At 42.3% G+C, this 17,308-nt stretch carries 15 protein-coding genes and 4 tRNA genes; all 19 read right to left on the reverse strand.

From position 1 onward, the window contains the following. Nucleotide 1 precedes the first annotated feature (1 nt). Nucleotides 2-4,279 (reverse strand): DNA-directed RNA polymerase subunit beta', encoded by a 4,278-nt coding sequence (rpoC, locus tag AAC033_RS11890; protein WP_339738361.1) that lies wholly within the window; start codon nt 4,277-4,279, stop codon nt 2-4. A 54-nt stretch (nt 4,280-4,333) separates the two neighbouring features. After that, nucleotides 4,334-8,146, reverse strand: coding sequence for a DNA-directed RNA polymerase subunit beta (rpoB, locus tag AAC033_RS11895; RefSeq protein ID WP_339738363.1), 3,813 nt, complete (start codon nt 8,144-8,146; stop codon nt 4,334-4,336). Between the two features lie 120 nt (nt 8,147-8,266). Next, nucleotides 8,267-8,647, reverse strand: a complete 381-nt coding sequence (rplL, locus tag AAC033_RS11900) for a 50S ribosomal protein L7/L12 (protein WP_053186006.1) — start codon at nt 8,645-8,647, stop codon at nt 8,267-8,269. 37 nt (nt 8,648-8,684) lie between these two features. Continuing rightward, entirely contained in the window at nt 8,685-9,203 is a 519-nt protein-coding gene (gene rplJ / locus AAC033_RS11905) for a 50S ribosomal protein L10 (protein WP_339738367.1), read from the reverse strand. Nucleotides 9,204-9,214: 11 nt separating this feature from the next. Beyond that, the gene (gene rplA, locus AAC033_RS11910) at nt 9,215-9,913 is read right to left on the reverse strand and encodes a 50S ribosomal protein L1 (protein ID WP_339738369.1); all 699 of its coding nucleotides are present in this window, start codon (nt 9,911-9,913) and stop codon (nt 9,215-9,217) included. A 14-nt stretch (nt 9,914-9,927) separates the two neighbouring features. Then, complete coding sequence (rplK, locus tag AAC033_RS11915) at nt 9,928-10,371, reverse strand: 50S ribosomal protein L11 (protein ID WP_339738371.1); 444 nt, start codon at nt 10,369-10,371, stop codon at nt 9,928-9,930. 22 nt (nt 10,372-10,393) lie between these two features. Continuing rightward, nucleotides 10,394-10,942, reverse strand: a complete 549-nt coding sequence (gene nusG, locus AAC033_RS11920; RefSeq protein ID WP_339738373.1) for a transcription termination/antitermination protein NusG — start codon at nt 10,940-10,942, stop codon at nt 10,394-10,396. A 17-nt stretch (nt 10,943-10,959) separates the two neighbouring features. Then, the gene (gene secE / locus AAC033_RS11925; protein WP_339738375.1) at nt 10,960-11,151 is read right to left on the reverse strand and encodes a preprotein translocase subunit SecE; all 192 of its coding nucleotides are present in this window, start codon (nt 11,149-11,151) and stop codon (nt 10,960-10,962) included. Between the two features lie 143 nt (nt 11,152-11,294). Then, nucleotides 11,295-12,482: an elongation factor Tu gene (gene tuf / locus AAC033_RS11930; protein ID WP_053185787.1), complete on the reverse strand. Its 1,188-nt coding sequence runs from the start codon at nt 12,480-12,482 to the stop codon at nt 11,295-11,297. A gap of 40 nt (nt 12,483-12,522) precedes the next feature. Continuing rightward, nucleotides 12,523-12,594, reverse strand: a tRNA-Thr gene (locus AAC033_RS11935). Between the two features lie 27 nt (nt 12,595-12,621). After that, nucleotides 12,622-12,694, reverse strand: a tRNA-Gly gene (locus AAC033_RS11940). Between the two features lie 80 nt (nt 12,695-12,774). Next, nucleotides 12,775-12,857: transfer RNA gene (locus AAC033_RS11945), tRNA-Tyr, on the reverse strand. 93 nt (nt 12,858-12,950) lie between these two features. Further along, nucleotides 12,951-13,024, reverse strand: a tRNA-Thr gene (locus AAC033_RS11950). Nucleotides 13,025-13,195: 171 nt separating this feature from the next. Then, complete coding sequence (raiA, locus tag AAC033_RS11955) at nt 13,196-13,498, reverse strand: ribosome-associated translation inhibitor RaiA (RefSeq protein ID WP_339738378.1); 303 nt, start codon at nt 13,496-13,498, stop codon at nt 13,196-13,198. 19 nt (nt 13,499-13,517) lie between these two features. Continuing rightward, the gene (locus AAC033_RS11960; protein WP_339738380.1) at nt 13,518-14,402 is read right to left on the reverse strand and encodes a tyrosine-type recombinase/integrase; all 885 of its coding nucleotides are present in this window, start codon (nt 14,400-14,402) and stop codon (nt 13,518-13,520) included. Nucleotides 14,403-14,446: 44 nt separating this feature from the next. Further along, nucleotides 14,447-14,638 carry a 30S ribosomal protein S21 gene (gene rpsU, locus AAC033_RS11965; RefSeq protein WP_053185775.1) on the reverse strand — a complete coding sequence of 64 codons (192 nt, stop codon included), beginning with the start codon at nt 14,636-14,638 and terminating at the stop codon, nt 14,447-14,449. Between the two features lie 134 nt (nt 14,639-14,772). Continuing rightward, nucleotides 14,773-15,048 carry a helix-hairpin-helix domain-containing protein gene (locus AAC033_RS11970; RefSeq protein ID WP_339738383.1) on the reverse strand — a complete coding sequence of 92 codons (276 nt, stop codon included), beginning with the start codon at nt 15,046-15,048 and terminating at the stop codon, nt 14,773-14,775. Then, a complete protein-coding gene (locus AAC033_RS11975) occupies nt 15,049-15,321 on the reverse strand; it encodes a helix-hairpin-helix domain-containing protein (protein WP_339738385.1) in 273 nt (90 codons plus the stop codon). It abuts the gene before it with no gap. Nucleotides 15,322-15,827: 506 nt separating this feature from the next. After that, nucleotides 15,828-17,189 (reverse strand): sodium-dependent transporter, encoded by a 1,362-nt coding sequence (locus AAC033_RS11980; protein ID WP_339738386.1) that lies wholly within the window; start codon nt 17,187-17,189, stop codon nt 15,828-15,830. Nucleotides 17,190-17,308: the final 119 nt, after the last annotated feature.

The raw sequence follows: 17,308 nt of genomic DNA on the forward strand, positions 1-17,308 counted from the left end.
ATTAATCCTCGTAGTTTTGACTTTCGGTTTCTTTTACATCCACCATGCGGTCATACTCTTCGCGCGAACCAACTACCAGGTTCTTGTATTCTTTCAAACCAGTACCGGCAGGAATCAGGTGACCACAGATGACGTTCTCTTTCAGTCCGTCCAAATAGTCCACTTTTCCCTGGATAGCTGCTTCGTTCAGTACCTTGGTCGTTTCCTGGAATGATGCGGCTGACAACCAACTTCTGGTTTGCAGAGCTGCACGTGTAATTCCCTGAAGAATCTGGCTCGATGTTGCGGGGATCGCATCACGCGACTCCACCAGCTTTTTATCCTTCCGGCGTAATACTGAGTTTTCATCACGCAAACGACGAGCCGTTACAATTTGACCAGCACGCAATTCGGAATCACCTGGATCAACAACCACTTTCTTATTGTAAATCCAGTCATTTTCGTGCGTGAACTCGTTCTTGTCAACAATTTGTTTTTCAAGGAAACGCGTATCGCCTGAATCAACAATCTCCACTTTGCGCATCATTTGGCGGATGATCACTTCATAGTGCTTATCGTTAATCCTTACACCCTGCATCCGGTAAACGTCCTGCACTTCATTCAAAATATAATCCTGAACAGCAGTTGGCCCTTTAATAGCCAGGATGTCGGAAGGTGTAATTGCACCATCAGAAAGCGAAATGCCCGCACGAATGTAGTCGTTCTCTTGAACCAGAATCTGTTTAGACAGCGGCACCAGGTATTTTTTTACTTCACCACTTCGTGAGGTTATAATGATTTCACGGTTACCACGCTTGATTTTACCAAACGAAACTTCACCATCGATTTCCGAAACAACAGCCGGATTCGAGGGGTTACGCGCTTCGAACAGCTCCGTTACTCGTGGAAGACCACCGGTGATATCGCCTGCTTTACCTGACGCACGCGGAATTTTCACCAAAACCTGGCCTCCAATAATCGTGTCGCCTTCGCTAACCGATATGTGACCACCTACGGGCAAGTTATAAGTACGAATGACTTCACCTTTTTCATCAAGCACACGCAACGATGGGTTTTTGGTTTTATCACGGGTTTCGATAATTACCTTTTCTTTATAACCGGTTTGTTCATCTGATTCCTCGCGGAAAGTAACTCCGTCAATCAAGTTATCAAATTCAACTTTACCTTTAAATTCAGAGATAATTACACCGTTATAAGGGTCCCACTCACAGATTTTCTGTCCTTTGGTCACTTCTTGTCCATTCTCGATGTACAATTTAGATCCGTAAGGAATACTGTGGGTAGACAATGGAATTCTTGTTTTCTTATCGATAATTTTCAGTTCGGCCAAACGTCCAATAACAACGCCAACTTTCTCACCAACTTCATCTTTGGTTTCAACAACACGCAGTTCCTCAATTTCGGCAATACCATCGTAACGCGACTCAACCATCGACTGAGAAGAGATGTTACCGGCGATACCCCCAACGTGGAAGGTACGCAGTGTCAGCTGTGTTCCAGGTTCGCCAATTGACTGTGCTGCAATAACACCGACGGCTTCACCTCGTTGTGACATATTTCCTGTTGCCAGGTTACGTCCATAACATTTGCTACACACCCCGTTTTTGGCCTCGCAGGTCAATACCGAACGAATTTCAACACTCTCGATTGGTGAATCTTCAATCTTCTTACCAATCTCATCCGTAATCATTTCACCGGTTCCCACAATCAGTTCTCCGGTTAACGGATGGAACACATCGTGAACGGTTGTCCGTCCGATGATTCGTTCAAAAAGTGAAGCGACAACTTCTTCGTTGTTTTTAATTGCCGAAGCAATCAAACCACGCAATGTGCCGCAGTCTTCATCCGAGATAATCACATCCTGAGAAACGTCAACCAAACGACGGGTCAGGTATCCGGCATCGGCTGTTTTCAGGGCCGTATCAGCCAAACCTTTACGCGCACCGTGAGTGGAGATAAAGTATTCCTGAACTGACAATCCCTCTTTGAAGTTTGCCAAAATCGGGTTTTCAATAATCTGTGCTCCGGTTGAACCAGACTTTTGTGGTTTTGCCATCAATCCACGCATACCGCACAACTGACGAATCTGTTCTTTCGACCCCCGGGCTCCAGAGTCAAGCATCATATAAACAGAGTTAAACCCTTGCTTATCGGTACTAATCGTCTTCATAACCGAGCTGGTCAGCTTGGCATTGGCATGTGTCCAGATATCAATAACCTGGTTGTAACGCTCGTTGTTGGTAATGAAACCCATGTTGTAGTTGGCCATTACTTCTTCAACTTCCAGATAACCGGCATCAACAATCGTTGTTTTATCGTCAGGAATGATCACATCACTCAGGTTAAACGACAAACCACCTTGATAAGCGGCCTTATACCCCATATCCTTAATATCATCGAGGAAAGCAACCGTAGCCGCATTTCCAGCTTTTTTAAAGATATCGGAGATAATTGTGCGCAGTGACTTTTTGGTTAGCAGTTCGTTGATGTAACCTGCTTGCTTTGGAACAACCTGGTTGAACAACACGCGTCCAACAGTGGTCTCAATAATATGTTTGAACGGTTCTCCGTTATCATCCAAATCTTCAACCTTCACTTTAATAATGGTGTGCTTTTCAAGTACACCTTCATTATAGGCAATAATTACCTCTTCCGGTGAATAAAAAGTCATTCCTTCTCCTTTGGCTCCTTCGCGGTGTTTGGTCATATAATAAAGACCCAAAACCATGTCCTGAGAAGGAACAGTAATTGGAGCACCATTGGCAGGGTTCAGCAAATTGTGCGACGCAAGCATCAGTAGCTGTGCCTCAAGAATTGCAGCATTGCCCAAAGGCAGGTGAACCGCCATTTGGTCACCGTCGAAGTCGGCGTTAAAACCGGTACATACCAATGGGTGCAACTGAATGGCTTTACCTTCAATCAATACCGGCTGAAAAGCCTGAATTGACAGACGGTGCAGCGTGGGTGCCCTGTTCAGCATAACCGGATGGCCTTTCAGCACATTTTCCAGAATATCCCAAACAACAGGATCTTTCCGGTCAACGATTTTCTTGGCCGATTTAACGGTTTTCACAATACCTCGCTCAATCAACTTACGAATGATGAACGGTTTGTAAAGCTCTGCAGCCATATCTTTCGGCAAACCGCACTCATGCAGCTTAAGAGTTGGTCCGACTACAATGACCGAACGGGCTGAATAGTCAACACGTTTACCCAACAGGTTTTGACGGAAACGACCTTGTTTCCCTTTCAACGAATCAGAAAGCGATTTTAATGGTCGGTTGTTTTCGGTTTTAACCGCGTTTGATTTCCGTGAGTTATCAAATAATGAATCAACAGCTTCCTGAAGCATCCGCTTTTCGTTACGGAGAATGACTTCGGGTGCTTTGATCTCAATCAGCCTTTTCAAACGGTTGTTCCGGATGATTACACGTCGGTATAAGTCATTCAGATCGGAAGTGGCAAAACGTCCACCATCCAATGGCACCAACGGACGCAAATCCGGAGGAATAACAGGCACAACTTTGACAATCATCCATTCCGGACGGTTGATGTTTTTGCTGGCGCGGAAGGCTTCAACGACCTGCAAACGTTTCAGTGCTTCGTTTTTGCGTTGTTGCGATGTTTCAGTACCGGCTTTATGTCTCAGATCGTACGAAAGTTCATCCAACTCAATGCGTTCAAGCAACCCATAAAGTGCCTCAGCACCCATTTTGGCAATGAACTTGTTTGGATCGTCGTCGTCCAGGTATTGATTTTCTTTTGGAAGCGTATCCAAAATATCGAGGTATTCTTCTTCAGTCAGGAAATCAAGTTTTTTGATTCCATCCTGACCTTTTATACCTGGCTGAATAACCACATATCTTTCGTAATAGATAATCGTATCCAATTTCTTTGTTGGCAATCCAAGCAGGTAACCAATCTTATTTGGTAATGATTTGAAGTACCAGATGTGTGCTACCGGAACCACCAGTGAAATGTGTCCCATACGCTCACGACGTACTTTCTTTTCAGTTACTTCCACTCCACATCGGTCACATACGATCCCCTTGTAACGAATACGCTTGTATTTACCACAATGACACTCATAGTCTTTTACCGGCCCGAAGATCCGTTCGCAGAACAAGCCATCTCTTTCTGGCTTATATGTTCTGTAGTTAATGGTTTCGGGTTTCAGAACTTCTCCATGCGAGCGTTCCAAAATCTCTTCAGGTGAAGAAAGACTAATCGCTATTTTGGCAAAATTACTTTTAACTTTATTGTCTTTTCTGAATGCCATATATCGATGTATATTTAAATCAAGTTAATAATAGGACTGGGTGTTGATTTGGAATTAATCCAAGGTAACACTTAATCCAAGTCCGCGTAATTCGTGGAGCAGTACATTCAACGATTCAGGGATTCCGGCTTGTGGCATCGGTTCTCCTTTTACAATTGATTCGTATGCTTTTGCACGACCCAGTACATCATCTGACTTCACAGTCAGAATTTCCTGCAGTATGTGTGAAGCACCAAAGGCTTCGAGTGCCCAAACCTCCATCTCACCAAAACGCTGACCACCGAACTGGGCTTTACCACCCAATGGCTGCTGCGTAATCAATGAGTATGGTCCGATCGAACGGGCATGCATCTTGTCTTCGATCATGTGACCCAGTTTCAACATGTAGATAATACCCACCGTTGCTGGCTGGTCGAAGGGTTGTCCTGTTTCACCGTCGCGAAGTGTTGTCTTACCAAAGGCCGGAACACCCGCTCTGTCGGTATATTCGGTCACTTCTTCGAGGCTGGCACCATCAAAAATCGGAGTCGCAAACTTCAAGCCTAATTCTTTACCGGCCCATCCCAAGACGGTTTCATAAATCTGTCCCAAGTTCATACGCGACGGTACACCCAGTGGGTTCAGAACGATGTCAACAGGAGTTCCGTCCTCCAGGAATGGCATATCTTCATCACGCACAATCCGCGATACAATACCTTTATTTCCGTGGCGGCCTGCCATTTTATCACCAATTTGCAGTTTACGCTTCTTAGCCACATAAACTTTTGCCAATTGAATGATTCCGGCGGGAAGTTCGTCTCCAATCGTTACATTGTAACGTTTACGACGGGCAACGGCCTCGTGTTCTTTATGCTTTTGAATGTAGTTGACAATCAATCTGAAAATCATGTCGTTCTTATCCTTATCTGTCGTCCATTTCCCTGGATTAACAGTTAAGAAATCGATTTCCTGAAGTTGTTTCAAAGTGAACTTAACTCCTTTAGGAATGATGTCACCTCCATAATAGTCTTTAACTCCCTGACTGGTTTTACCGTTCACCAAAACAAACAGTTTGTCTTCCAGTTTGGCACGAACAGCGGCTGCAGCACGGTCAAATTCTTCATCAATCTGGTCAAGCAGTGGCTTGCTGGCCATTTTGCCTTTTTTATCTTTCACCACCCGAGAGAAGAGCTTTTTATCGATCACAACCCCTTTTAATGATGGGGAAGCTTTTAATGATGCGTCTTTCACATCACCCGCTTTATCACCAAAAATGGCGCGCAACAGTTTCTCTTCCGGAGAAGGATCGGATTCACCTTTGGGGGTGATTTTGCCAATCATGATATCGCCGGGTTTCACATTAGCTCCGATCCGAATCAAACCGGCTTCATCCAGGTTGCGTGTAGCTTCTTCGCTAACGTTTGGAATGTCGGAGGTGAATTCCTCAACTCCGCGCTTGGTGTCACGAACTTCGAGCGAATATTCATCAATGTGAATTGAGGTCAATACGTCATCGCGGACCACCCGCTCTGAAATAACGATTGCATCCTCGTAGTTGTAACCTTTCCAAGGCATAAAAGCCACTTTCAGGTTACGGCCCAAGGCTAATTCGCCACCTTGAGTAGCATATCCTTCAGTCAAAACTTCCCCTTTGGTAACCCGCTGTCCCTTCACCACAATTGGCTTAAGGTCCATCACTGTTCCCTGGTTGGTTTTTTGGTATTTTGGTAATTTATACGAAACAACTTCTGGTTCAAAGCTCACGAACTTCTCATCATCAGTCATGTCGTAACGAACAATAATTTCGTCTGCATCAACATATTCAATTGTACCATCGCCAGTAGCCGAGATTAATACACGAGAATCGCGTGCGGCACTACCTTCAAGACCGGTCCCTACGATTGGAGCTTCCGGTCGTAACAATGGAACTGCCTGGCGCATCATGTTCGATCCCATCAAGGCACGGTTGGCATCATCGTGCTCCAGGAAAGTAATTAAAGATGCAGCCACCGAAGCAATCTGGTTAGGACCAACATCCATCAATTGAACTTCTTCGCGCTCAACAATTGGGTAGTCACCTTCCAAACGCGATTTGACACGTTGGTTGACAAATTTACCGTCTTCATCAATTGGAGCGTTTGCCTGTGCAATTACTTTTCCTTCTTCTTCTTCAGCCGTTAAATAGACAACTCCCTCTTCCGACAGGTCAACCTGCCCATTTGAAACTTTCCGATAAGGTGTTGAAATAAACCCCAGATCGTTTACTTTCGCAAACACACACAAGGAAGAAATCAAACCAATGTTTGGACCTTCCGGTGTTTCAATCGGACAAAGACGTCCGTAGTGTGTAAAGTGAACATCGCGAACCTCAAAACCGGCACGCTCTCTTGATAGACCGCCAGGTCCAAGAGCCGACATCCGTCGTTTGTGGGTCATCTCAGCCAGTGGATTGGTTTGGTCCATAAACTGAGAGAGCGCGTTGGTACCAAAGAATGAATTGATAACCGATGACAATGTTTTTGAATTAATCAGATCAATCGGCGTAAAGACTTCGTTGTCGCGAACATTCATCCTTTCACGAATGGTACGGGCCATCCGCGCCAAACCGACACCAAATTGGTTGAACATCTGTTCGCCAACAGTACGAACACGACGGTTGCTCAAGTGGTCAATATCATCAACGTCAGTTTTTGCGTTGACCAGCTTGATCAAATATTTGATAATTTCAATGATATCCTCTTTGGTTAGGACCTGGGTATCCATGTCGATATTCAGTCCTAATTTTTTGTTAATCCGGTAACGTCCAACTTGTCCTAAGTCGTAACGCTTTTCGGAAAAGAACAATTTGTCGATCACATCGCGTGCCGTAGCCTCATCGGGCGGTTCGGCATTACGCAACTGGCGATAAATGTGCAATACCGCTTCTTTCTCCGAATTACACGGGTCTTTTTGAAGGGTATTATATATAATGGCATAATCTTGTAAATTCTGATCCTCTTTGTGCAATAATATCGTTTTCGCACCCGAATCCAGAATCTCGTCAATGTGGTCATTCTCAATGACTGTTTCACGGTCAATTACCACTTCGTTCCGTTCAATCGAAACAACTTCGCCGGTATCTTCATCCACAAAGTCCTCCACCCAGGTTTTCAATACACGGGCTGCCAACTTTCTTCCAACAACTTTCTTTAATCCGGATTTGGATACTTTAATTTCATCAGCCAATCCAAATATTTCAAGAATATCTTTATCGCTTTCGTATCCGATGGCCCGCAACAAGGTTGTCACAGGTAATTTCTTTTTACGGTCGATGTATGCAAACATCACGGAGTTAATATCCGTGGCAAACTCGATCCATGACCCTTTGAATGGAATAATACGTGCCGAATAAAGTTTTGTACCGTTAGCATGCAAGCTTTGTCCGAAGAAAACGCCAGGCGAGCGGTGCAGCTGAGAAACGACAACGCGCTCAGCTCCGTTGATAACGAACGTACCGCGTTCAGTCATGTACGGGACGGTGCCCAAGTAAACATCCTGAATAACAGTATCAAAATCTTCGTGCTCGGGATCTGTACAGTACAACTTTAATTTTGCCTTAAGCGGAACGCTGAAGGTCAAACCTCGTTCGATACATTCTTCAATCGCATACCGGGGCGGGTCAACCTGGTAGTCAAGAAATTCTAAAACGAAGTTATTTCGAGTATCCGTAATGGGGAAGTTCTCTTCGAAGACCTTGTACAAGCCTTCGCTTTTTCTATTTTCAGGAGTGGTTACTAACTGAAAAAAATCGATAAACGATTTAACTTGAACTTCCAAAAAATCAGGATAATCAAATTTTGTTTTTGTAGTTGAGAAATTAATTCTCTGATTTTCAGTATTTAACGACATGTATCAACAAAATTAAGTGAACTTAATACATAAATATACAAAAAGGCTTAGAACCCCATCCCGAGTACTCGGGACGAGGTTCTAAACCAATATCGACCTCATGATAAGGTCTTAAGTCTCTTATTTAAGTTCAACTTCAGCTCCAGCTTCTTCTAACTGACTTTTTAATGCTTCTGCTTCGTCTTTCGAAACTTTTTCTTTGATTGCTTTAGGTGCTCCGTCAACAACTTCTTTTGCTTCTTTAAGACCTAAACCTGTCAATTCTTTTACTAACTTAACAACTGCTAACTTTGAACCACCAGCTGCTTTCAAGATCACATCGAATTCTGTTTGAACAGCAGCGGCTTCTTCTTCGCCAGCTCCGGCTGCGGGCCCTGCAACAGCTACAGCTGCAGCAGCAGGTTCAATACCGTATTCAGTTTTTAAAATGTCAGCTAATTCATTGACGTCTTTTACAGTCAAGTTCACTAACTCTTCTGCAAGTGCTTTTAAATCTGCCATTTCCTCTAATTTTTATGCTATAAAATTGTAACTAAATTTATTCTTTTTCTGAAAGTGTCTGAAGGATACCATGGATTTTGTTTCCACCTGATTGCAACTGACCAATAACTGTTTTCATTGGTGATTGTAACAGGCCGATCAAATCGCCGAGTAATTCGTCCTTCGACTTGAGTGTTGATAATACTTCTAACTGGTTTTCGCCAACATAGACTGATTCTTCAACGTAAGCCGCTTTTAACAGGGGTTTTTTACGCTTTTTAGAAAATTCCTTAATCAGCTTAGCGGGAACGTTTCCGACTTCGCAGAACATCACCGAAGTATTACCTTTGAGAGAGTCATAAAGCTCGTCAGTATTCTTTTCAGAATTCTCCAAAGCTTTACGTAATAGTGTATTCTTAACTACAACCAGTTTTACTTCTTTGGTAAAACATAGGCGCCTTAAACTACTAGAGTCTTCTGCATTAAGGCCAGCAATATCTGCCAGGTAAAAATGATTGTAAGAGTTGATCTGTTCAGTCAGATTATCAATAATCTCTAATTTTTCTGATCTTTTCATCTTTACAATTTTTACTTGTCAGTAACTGACTTTGGTTCAACTTGAATTCCAGGACTCATGGTACTTGAAAGGTAGATACTTTTCACATAGGTACCTTTAGCAGCGGTAGGTTTCAACTTGATAATGGTATTGATAAACTCGTGGGCATTCTCAACAATCTTCTCTTCAGAAAAAGAAACTTTCCCGATCGAAGCGTGAATAATCCCAAATTTATCAACTTTAAAATCAATCTTACCTTGTTTAACTTCACCAACCGCTTTGCCAACATCCATAGTCACGGTACCGCTTTTTGGATTAGGCATCAAGCCACGGGGTCCAAGAACCCGACCTAGCGGGCCAACCTTTCCCATCACCGGAGGCATGGTAATTACCACGTCGAAATCAGTCCATCCACCTTTGATTTTCTCAATGTAATCATCAAGACCAACAAAGTCTGCACCAGCTTCTTTTGCTTCCGCTTCTTTGTCGGGAGTTACCAAAGCTAATACGCGAACTTCTCTCCCGGTTCCATGGGGTAAGGATACAACGCCTCTAACCATCTGATTGGCTTTTCGAGGGTCTACTCCAAGCCGGACATCCACATCAACAGAAGCATCAAACTTGGTAAAAGTAATTTCCTTTACCAAAGCTGCAGCTTCACTAAGTGAATAGGTTTTATCCTTCTCGAGTTTCTCCTGAGCAAGCTTTTTATTTTTTGTAATTCTGCCCATCTTTAAAATTTTAATTAGTTATTGGATGGAAATTTACCTGTTACGTTAATTCCCATGCTTCTGGCAGTACCAGCAACCATTTTCATAGCAGATTCCACTGTAAAACAGTTCAAATCAGACATTTTAGACTCTGCAATCAGTTTTACCTGATCCCAGCTTACTTTACCCACCTTTTTTACGTGTGGTTCAGCTGATCCTGATTTCAACTTAGCGGCTTCAAGCAATTGGATGGCTACTGGGGGTTGTTTAATTACAAAATCAAACGATTTATCTGCATAAACAGTTATAATGACAGGGAGCACCTTTCCAGCAAGGTCTTGTGTCCGCCCGTTGAACTGTTTGCAGAACTGCATAATATTAACCCCTTTGGCACCTAATGCTGGTCCTACCGGAGGTGAAGGGTTAGCTGCACCCCCCTTAATTTGTAACTTAATTAATCCAGCAACTTCTTTAGCCATAATAAAATCAATAAAAATTTAACTACTCCTTTTCAACTTGCATAAAGCTCAGTTCCAAGGGTGTTTTACGTCCAAAAATTTTGACCATCACCTTCAACTTTTTCTTCTCTTCATTGATTTCTTCAATGATTCCGTTGAATCCGTTAAAAGGACCGTCAGTAACTTTCACAGTTTCTCCAATAACATAAGGGATATTCATCTCCTCGGCATTTTCGGCCATTTCGTCAACCCGACCTAGAATCCGGTTAACCTCCGATTGCCGCATTGGTACAGGATCTCCTCCTTTGGTGTCACCTAAGAATCCGATCACGTTGGTAATATTTTTCAACATGTGTGGAATCTCACCGACCAGAGCAGCCTCTATCAATAAATAACCAGGAAAGAAGTTACGCTCTTTGCTCACTTTTTTCCCATTACGGATTTGGTATACCTTTTCTGTTGGTATCAAAACCTGTGAAACATACTCCTGAAGCCCAGCATTAGCAATCTCGCTTTCGATATATTCCTTTACCTTCTTCTCTTTCCCTCCGACGGTTCTAAGAACATACCATTTTTTTACAATTTCGCTCATGTCGATCTCCAATCGTATTAATAAAATAAACTGTACACAAAGTTCATAATGTTCTCAAACGAGATATCCATTACGAATACAACAAGTGCTATTATAAAGGAAGCAACCATTACGACAAATGCACTATTTTGCAACTCTTTCCAAGTTGGCCAGGAAACTTTATGAACAAGCTCATTATAAGCTTCTTCGATGTAAATTTTAAGTTTCATTCTATATTTTTAGTTTGCGTTGGTCGGATGACAAGAGTCGAACTTGCTTTTGTAAATGTTAAAAAACTCCCTGCTGAGTTTCATCCGCAAAGAATCCCGGACCCAAAAAGGTCCGGGACTTCTCTTGGTTATTTTATCTTGTATTACTCAAGAATTTCAGTCACCTGACCGGCACCTACTGTACGTCCACCTTCGCGAATTGCGAAACGAAGTCCAGTGTTCAATGCTACCGGGTAAATCAAGTTTACAGTAATGGTTACGTTATCACCAGGCATGACCATTTCACGTCCTTCTTCCAACGTAATTTCACCTGTTACGTCAAGCGTACGCAAGTAGAATTGTGGACGATATTTGTTGTGGAATGGCGTGTGACGACCACCTTCTTCTTTTTTCAATACATAAACCTCAGCTTTAAACTTTGTGTGAGGAGTGATTGAACCTGGCTTAGCCAAAATTTGTCCACGCTTGATTTCCTTTTTGTCAACACCACGAAGCAACAAACCTACGTTGTCTCCAGCCTGTCCATCATCCAAAATCTTACGAAACATTTCAACACCAGTACAAACGGTTTTACGTCCTTCTGCACCTAAACCAATCAATTGAAGTTCATCACCAGTGTGAACAACACCAGTTTCGATACGACCTGTAGCAACAGTACCACGACCCGTGATTGAGAACACATCTTCTACTGGCATCAGGAATGGTTTGTCAACGTCACGTGGAGGCAGCGGAATCCAAGTATCACAAGCTTCCATCAACTCAAGAACTTTTTCTTCCCATTCTGGTTCACCATTCAGTGCACCAAGGGCAGAACCTTGAATTACAGGAGCATTGTCACCGTCGAATTCGTAGAAATCAAGCAATTCACGGATTTCCATTTCAACAAGTTCCAACAATTCCGGATCTTCAACCATGTCAACTTTGTTCATGAAAACAACTAGTCTTGGTACGTTTACCTGACGAGCCAAGAGGATGTGTTCGCGGGTTTGTGGCATCGGACCATCTGTCGCAGCTACTACAATAATAGCTCCATCCATCTGGGCAGCACCAGTTACCATGTTTTTAACGTAGTCGGCGTGTCCCGGACAGTCAACGTGTGCATAGTGACGTGTTGCTGTTTCATACTCAACGTGAGCAGTATTAATAGTAATACCACGCTCTTTTTCTTCTGGTGCACTGTCAATTGAATCGAAAGATTTAATTTCACAGAAACCTTTTTTTGCTAATACAGTAGTAATAGCAGCTGTTAGGGTTGTTTTACCATGGTCAACGTGGCCGATAGTACCAATGTTCACATGGTCTTTATCCCTATTAAAATGTGCTTTAGCCATAACTCGTAATTATTAATTATCTTATATTTATTTATCATTGAGCCGAGGACGAGAATTGAACTCGTGACCTCATCCTTACCAAGGATGCGCTCTACCCCTGAGCTACCCCGGCAACGAATATCTTCGTTGTTAAAATATGAGCGGGAGACGAGATTCAAACTCGCGACCCTTAGCTTGGAAGGCTAATGCTCTATCAGCTGAGCTACTCCCGCATTTCAGTTTCGAGTTGTGAGCTTCCAGTCTCAAATCGATCAACTTGAAACTATTAACCTGGAACTTTAAACTGTTTTTGTGGGGAGAGCAGGATTCGAACCTACGAAGTCATAAGACAGCAGATTTACAGTCTGCCCCAGTTGGCCGCTTTGGTATCTCCCCAATAATATTTCAAACAACAAAATCCAATCATTCAAATTCCAGTCTCCGATGATTTGGGATTGGTTTTCTATCAATTGGATTTCTCCATATTTGAGCCGAATCTCAGATTCGAACTGAGGACCCCGAGATTACAAATCACGTGCTCTGGCCAACTGAGCTAATTCGGCAACATTAACTCTCCTTTTCTCCAAGTCAAAACCCCGGCAAACGATCTGTTCGTATGTTTACTGAGGTTTCTCACATATAAGCTCTGACTAATCAGAGACTTGCCCAGAAAAGGGTTTGCAAATGTATAAATATTTTTAATCAATTCACAAGAATTGATACTTTTTTTGAAATTATTTTTCCTTCAGTTTTTCCTTGAATTTTGTAAGCTGTCGGCGGATTGCATCAATAGCTAAATCAATAGCTTCTTCAAAGGTATCAGCTTCTTTTTTGGCGAACAAATATCCATTTGCGGGGATGGAAAGTTTGATCTCTGCAACCTTATTTTCTGCCGCCTCTGGTTTTAAAACTTTTAGAATTAATTCGGCAGATATTATACCTTCGAAAAAGGTATCCAGTTTATTTAGTTTTTTATTGGCAAAATCTACCAATTTTTGATCTGGTGTAAAATGAACTGCGTTCAAATTAATGTTCATAATTTTTCCTCCTCTAAATTTAGGCTCTTGGATGAGCTTGTTTGTATATGCTTTGAAGTTTATCCGTAGTTGTATGGGTATAGATTTGCGTAGCAGCAAGATTACTATGGCCCAACAACTCTTTCACGGCATTTAAATCGGCCCCCCGATTTAGCAAGTGCGTTGCAAAACTATGACGCAGCACATGAGGGCTCTTTTTCTCCAGCGTTGTTACCAGTGCAAGATACTTTTTCACTACACGATAAACCAACTTTTCATAGACCTTTTTACCTTTTGACGTCAAAAAAAAGTGAGACGCATCGTCCCCAAATGTTGCATTTCGCATCAAGACATATTCCGCAAACAAAGTATTCAAACTGCGAGGATAAGGGACTACTCGCTCTTTGTTATTCTTTCCGAGGACTTTAATCAGGTGTTCACTCAGATAAATTTGCCTTTGTTGCAGCTCAATCAATTCTGAAAGTCGAATCCCGGTACCATAGAATAAGCTTAAAATCAACTTATCCCGAACCCCTTCAAAGTCCGACTGAAAATAACCATCATCCAACAGATGATGCAAACTGTTTTCATCGACAAAAATCGGAAGTCTTTTGGGTACTTTAGGTGTAATCAAGCCTTCCGCAGGGCTTACTTTTATCAGTTCCTGCCGAAGCAAATACTTGAAAAATGATTTGAGCGTCGTAATTTTACGAGTGACTGTCTTAGCTGAGATTCCCTGTCTCATTAATTCAACCACCCAACTGCGAATCAATTTTGTATCCACAGCCAAAACATTAAAATCCCCGACCGTTTTGAAAACAAACTCTTCAAACTGATCGAGGTCTTTCCTATAAGCGACGATGGTATTCTCAGAACACCTCTTCTCGAACTTCAAATATTTCAGAAATGATTCCCGGTAGGCCATTAAAAAACGTGTTTATGATGCAATCAGGAATCGGCTAAAGTAATTTAGTCTTCTTCGCGCTGCATTTGTTCAATATAGATAGCCTTTTTCACCTCTGCTCTTCTTTCAACCGAAGGCTTGGTGAAGGCTTGTCTTCCACGTAACTCTTTAATTACGCCAGTTTTTTCAAACTTTCTTTTAAATCTCTTAAGGGCTCTTTCGATATTTTCGCCTTCTTTAACCGGAATAACGATCATATAATTTTATTTTTAACTGTTTAAATTTCGAGCCGCAAATTTATGAATTCTATGGTATTAATCAAATTTATCTTGAGAAAATTGAAATTAAAAATTCCAGACCACTAAAATCGTCATAATAAAAACAGCAACAATTAATTTTTGGTTTTCAAATAAGTAAAAATTCTTTGAAAATTTGCTTCATTCATCAGCTTATTTAATCGTATGGCCTGAAGGTCGTTCATAAATCCATTCCCCGAACGGAAATCAACGATGGCGTTTTCCATATCCCATGAAATGTATGGGTGCCTGGCTAATTCTTCAGGTTGAGCAAAATTCACATTGATCTGTTCCACCTTTGTGGTATCCAGTTTCAGATACGGAAGAATGTTTTCAATAGTTTCCGGTTTCAGTCCGTAAACTTCATGCAACTACTCCAGTCTGGAGAAACCTCCCAGAAGTTGCCGATATTTCACGATACGGGAAGAAAACACTTCGCCTATTCCATTCAAGGCTTGCAGTTCGTCGGCCGTCGCTGTATTGATTTCGATTGGCTTCCGGGTCGCCCTGGCAACAAATTCCGATATAGATTGCTCAAGGGTTTCTTTCGACTCTCTCAGCTTCATTTTGGTTGTGTGCGTGATTTGCTTCTGTTCTTCAAACTGAAGGTAGGGCCTGATGACATCGAAAATCGAATCATTCATCCCATAGATTTTCGAACGTCGGCATCGGCATAGAACCGTCCACCTTTGGAACGATAAGCAAGCAAGTTTTTCTTCACATAAATCGGAAGCCACAGGCTATCCAAACAGAGACTGTCAATGGCATTGGGGTTGAAATAAAAAAGGCTGCCTCGAAACTGGATTCGTTCTTTTTCTTGCTCCTGCTCCAACATGCAAGCAATTGCTGAGACTTCTCCTGATCTGCTTTTCTTGGCTTTTCCTAATAAAAAACCAATTAATTAGCGATGAACGCCAACAAAATGAATAAATGCAATATCATCAAAGCATTTTGTTCAATTCTTGTAAATGTGAAATAATCGCGGATAATTTGCCGAATTTTCATCATTGAGGCATTCTTAAAATAGCCGAGAATAAACAACTAGCCTTATTAACAAAATCAATTCAAAAATTACAACAAAAAATCAGAGAATAAAATAACATCGGCAAAAAACACTCCAAGAGAATTACTTACGACACTCCCGGTCAAGCTAAAAACTGATTAAACCTATTTGATAAAGAAAAACCAAGGCAATAGCAATGGGAGCTATAAACTTGACGACCAACATAAAAGCCGGAAAATAAACGACCTTTAAAAGGCCTTCATTCGACAATTCCGCTTTGGCCTTTTGCTTACCTAATACCCAGCCAACAAATACGACGATCAGCAATCCTCCCAAGGGCAAAAATATATTTGCCGAAAGGAAGTCGAGCAATGCAAACACATTCTTCCCAAAAATCTCGATGTCTTTCATCGCCCCCCACGATAACGTACACATAACTCCAAGAACAGACACTGAGCCGGTCGCCACCCAGGTGGCCTTTTTACGACTGATCTTTAACTCCTCAACAAAATACGCTACAATCACTTCCAGCACCGAAATAGTCGATGTTAAAGCTGCGACTCCTAAAAGCAGGAAAAACAATAGGGAGAAAATATAACCACCTACCATCTGCTGAAAAATATTCGGCAGGGTGATGTACACCAGGCCTTCGCCTGAACCTGGTTCAATACCAAAGGCAAACACAGCCGGAAATATCGCTATCCCGGCCATAACAGCAATAAGGGTATCGGCAAAAGCAACCGAGAAGGAAATACTCCCCAGAGGTTCCTTTTTATTGATGTAAGAAGAATAAGTAATCAAAGTCCCCATCCCAATACTGAGAGAGAAGAAAGCTTGCCCAAGTGCCTCCAGCACGGTCCGTGTCGTAATCTTAGAAAAATCGGGTTTAAACAAAAATGCCAGTCCGCCGCCAGCACCATCAAGCGTGACTGATCGAACACACAGAACGATGAGAATTAACAACAAAATCGGCATCAAAATTTTAGTGTATTTTTCGATCCCATTTTTCACTCCTGATATAATGACCAGAGCTGTCAACCCCATAAAGACGAAAAACCAGAGCAGCGGCCGCCAACTGTCGCTCCTGAATTCGGTAAACATGAGCGAGAGTTCTTCCGATGATTTTCCTGAAAAACCGTTGGCAAAGGATTGGTAAACGTACTCCAGTGTCCAGCCAGCCACAGCGGTGTAAAACGACAAGATCATAAAAGCAGCGACAACCCCCATCAAGCCAACCAGGTACCAGGGTTTTCCGGGCGCCAGAACTTTAAAAGCCCCAAAAGCATTACGCTGTGAACTTCGCCCGATAATAAACTCTGACAACATAACGGGTAAACCAATCGCAACAACAAAGGCCAGGTAAATGATCAGAAAGGCGCCACCACCGTTTTCACCCACTACATAGGGGAACCGCCAAATGTTTCCTAAGCCGATGGCAGAACCTGCTGTTGCAGCAATGACGCCAAATTTACTCCCAAACGAATCACGGGAAGTTGGTATTACAGACATATACTTTAAGTTTTAAATCAACACAAATTGCTGCATTTAGCTTCCGATCTCTTTTGTAAGGCGGCAAAAATGCAAAATATTTTGATTTCTTTCAACTAAACAACGATTATACGAACGAA

The organism is uncultured Sunxiuqinia sp., from assembly GCF_963974515.1.
In the GTDB taxonomy this organism is placed as follows: Bacteria; Bacteroidota; Bacteroidia; order Bacteroidales; family Prolixibacteraceae; genus Sunxiuqinia.